4 protein-coding genes are annotated in these 2,940 nt (G+C 64.8%); all 4 read right to left on the bottom strand.

Annotation, left to right across the window (positions count from 1 at the left end):
* Positions 1-205 precede the first annotated feature (205 nt).
* Positions 206-1,147 carry an ethylbenzene dehydrogenase-related protein gene (locus GPA21_RS19710; protein ID WP_168989770.1) on the bottom strand — a complete coding sequence of 314 codons (942 nt, stop codon included), beginning with the start codon at positions 1,145-1,147 and terminating at the stop codon, positions 206-208.
* A 207-nt stretch (positions 1,148-1,354) separates the two neighbouring features.
* Positions 1,355-1,771: an ExbD/TolR family protein gene (locus GPA21_RS19705; protein WP_168989771.1), complete on the bottom strand. Its 417-nt coding sequence runs from the start codon at positions 1,769-1,771 to the stop codon at positions 1,355-1,357.
* Complete coding sequence (locus GPA21_RS19700) at positions 1,771-2,547, bottom strand: MotA/TolQ/ExbB proton channel family protein (protein ID WP_168989769.1); 777 nt, start codon at positions 2,545-2,547, stop codon at positions 1,771-1,773. Before GPA21_RS19700 ends, GPA21_RS19705 begins: the two co-directional genes overlap by 1 nt.
* 1 nt (position 2,548) lies before the next feature.
* The coding region (locus tag GPA21_RS19695) for an energy transducer TonB (protein ID WP_168989768.1) at positions 2,549-2,940 on the bottom strand (392 nt) is incomplete at its 5' end.

Below are 2,940 nucleotides of genomic sequence, written 5' to 3'. Positions count from 1 at the left end.
TGTGAATGTTTCAACACCATCACTTTGGCACATCGATGCCGTCAGGTAACGTGAGGGCTCCTCTCTGCTGAACCCCTGCAGCCTCACACCACCCCAGAGGGGAGGGAGGCGTCCATTACATCTCCCACAGGTAGTGGACGCGCTCGCCCGGCACACCGCCCCCACTGCTTGCAGGAGCGGTGTAAGCGTCGAACCGACGACGCGTCTACTGCTGCCGTGCGCTGATCAACGCACCGGTGTCGATACCCAGTGTGTATCCCAGCGATACATGGTGAAAGCGCCCGGCGGTGTGTCCGTCGTGGATCGCGAAACCGAAGTTATAGGTCTGCCCAGGTTCCAGCGTAATGTCGCCTTCGCCGCCGGCGAGACTGCGCACGAAGGTTACCGTCCAGGTGTCGCCGTCACGCTCGCCGGTCGCCGTGACCAGTGCGGTGCCCCCTTCCATGACGCGGGTGTCCGCGACATGACCGTCGTAACCACGGTTCTCACCGCTACGCCACTGCACGAGATCGTAGAAGATGCCATCGGCCACCGAGCCGTCCTTCACGTATTTGCTGCGATCGTCTTCGACGCCTGGCATGCCGCGAGAGTCCGCGTGGCAACTCGCCCAGCACCCGTTGCGCTCGGCGCCTTCGACATTGCCTGCGTCGAGCATGAAGGCGAGTTTGACCTCATTGGCGTCGTCCATTCTGGCGCCTTCGGCAGCCGGTGCTTGCGTCCAGCTGAAACGCAGGTGCAAGTGCTTGCCGTCATGTGCGGCCTGGACCTGAACCGGGACCGACGGCGCCTTGCCCGGGATCGGTGTCGGCTCGAGCTTGGCGCCGGTCACGATACGACCGCCCATCCGCTCGGTTTCATCGAAGTGGCAGGCGTAACAGGTTTCACCCGTCCTGAAGGCCCGGCCGCCGCCGTGGCGGTCGCGGCCGATGCGCATGTCACCAGAGACCCACTCGAGGTGGGAGACTCCCGGGTACAGCAGGACGACTTCGGTGGCCTCCACCTGTTTCCAGTCGATGGTTGCGACCGCCTCGGCGGCGGCCAGAGGCAGCGGATTCCCGACGAGGAGCAGGCTGCCCAGGCAGTAGGCGGCGCTGGGGCGCGACAGACGATGACTGAGAGAGGGTTTTTGGCTATCGGGTCGGGTCATGTTGAGTGTGCATGGCGGGTGGTCGTTGGCCCGTAATTATCCTTTGTTGACAGAATGCCATTGAGATAAGCGGACTTTGTTTGCCCAAAGTCAAAAGAATAGCTCGGTCGGCACGTCGTCTGCGAGGGCCCAGGGTGCGCGGGCGCGGACGCCCCGCGAGCGGCGCATCTGGTCAGGTCCGGGGATCAACCCCGGTCGTCGGAAGACTCAACGATCAGGGGTGGTAATGAAACCCATGTTGCGGATACCAGCGACACGCGCCTCGGCCATGATTTCGGCGAGACGCTGGTAGCGCGTGTCGCGGTCGGCCCGCAGATGAAGGTCGGGCTGTGGGTCGGCCAGCGCGGCTTCGGCAAGCCGAATGCCCAGGGCTTCGTCGTCGATCGGTTGGTCGTTCCAGTAAAGCGCGCCGTCACCGTCGATCGCCAGTGTGACCGTGTCCGGCTTCTCGTTGGTGCTTTCCGAAGCTGCGGTCGGCAGGTCGATCTTGATCGAATGGGTGAGCAGCGGGGCGGTGATCATGAAGACGATGAGGAGCACCAGCATGACATCGATCAACGGCACCATGTTGATCTCGCCCATCGGCGCGCTGCTCCCCTCCTGGTTGAATCCGCCGAAGGCCATCATGCGGCTCCTGGTTGAGCGACCGCAGACGGCTCGACACCCTGGGCTTTCGCCGCCGCGCGGGCGGCTCGCTGTGCCGCGGGGGTGTCGGCGAGACGTGTGCCGGTGGTGAACCAGGCATGAAGATCATGGGCAAAGGCGTCGAGTTCGGCCAGTTCGAGGCGGTTGGCGCGGTTGAACGCGTTGTAGCCGAGCACCGCAGGAATGGCGACGAAGAGACCGAAGGCGGTCATGATCAGCGCCTCGCCGACTGGTCCGGCAACGGCGTCGAGGGTGGCGACGCCGGTGGTGCTGATCGCGATGAGTGCGCCATAGATGCCCCATACCGTGCCGAACAGCCCGACGAAGGGGGCGGTCGAACCGATCGAGGCGAGCACTGTGAGGCCCGATTCCAGTTGCGAGGTTGAGCGCGAGATGGATTTCCGCAAGGCACGGGTGATGAATTCGTCGGCGTCGAGTTTGCCGCCGAGGGTGTCGGCATGAGTATGCTGGCGCAGGTGTTCCACTGCGGCCGCCCCCTGGCGCGCCAGGGCCTCGACCGGTGCGCCGGGGGCGCGATCCGACAGGCGTTTGAGGCCCTCATCCAGCGAGCTGGCGTTCCAGAAGGACTCGACTGCGCCCTCGAAACCGCGGGCACGAAGCTGGCGCGTGCTGCGGACAAGAATCAGGTACCAGCTGGTGATCGACATCAGCACCAGGGTGAGTGCGACCAGCTTGATGATGATGTCGGACTGCTCCCAGAGATGGGCCAGACCGAATGCTTCGGAACCGCTCATGTCATCTTCCTTCGAGTTTGAATACGACGGGTACCACGACCCAGGCTTCGACCGGCCGGTCTCCCCGCCGGGCGGGCACGAACTGCCAGCGTGTTACTGCGCCTTGTGCAGCAGCGTCGAGGCGGGACGAACCGGATGTTTCGGCCAGTTCGATGCGCGTCGGGCGCCCATCCGGTGAAACCAGTACCCGCAACAATACCCTGCCTTCCTCGCGCATGCGACGCGAAAGCGCAGGGTAAGCCGGTGCGGGGTTGTTGAGATAGGCAGCGTCGAAGCGCGGCGCCGTGGTGCTTGCAGGGGTGCCGCTCGCCGATGCCTGGCCTGGCGTCGCTGCGCGGGGACCCGGGGTCGCGGTCGACGGGGGGGTGCTGGCTGTTGCCGACGTGGGGTCGA

It is taken from the genome of Azoarcus taiwanensis (genome assembly GCF_012910885.1).
Classification (GTDB): Bacteria; Pseudomonadota; Gammaproteobacteria; order Burkholderiales; family Rhodocyclaceae; genus Azoarcus_F; species Azoarcus_F taiwanensis.
This window is presented reverse-complemented; position numbering and strand designations above follow the sequence as displayed.

Bases quoted from the DNA above. Each gene is read 5' to 3' on its own strand.
- GPA21_RS19710 (WP_168989770.1), bottom strand. From the start codon at position 1,147: ATGACCCGACCCGATAGCCAAAAACCCTCTCTCAGTCATCGTCTGTCG.
- GPA21_RS19705 (WP_168989771.1), bottom strand. From the start codon at position 1,771: ATGGCCTTCGGCGGATTCAACCAGGAGGGGAGCAGCGCGCCGATGGGC.
- GPA21_RS19700 (WP_168989769.1), bottom strand. From the start codon at position 2,547: ATGAGCGGTTCCGAAGCATTCGGTCTGGCCCATCTCTGGGAGCAGTCC.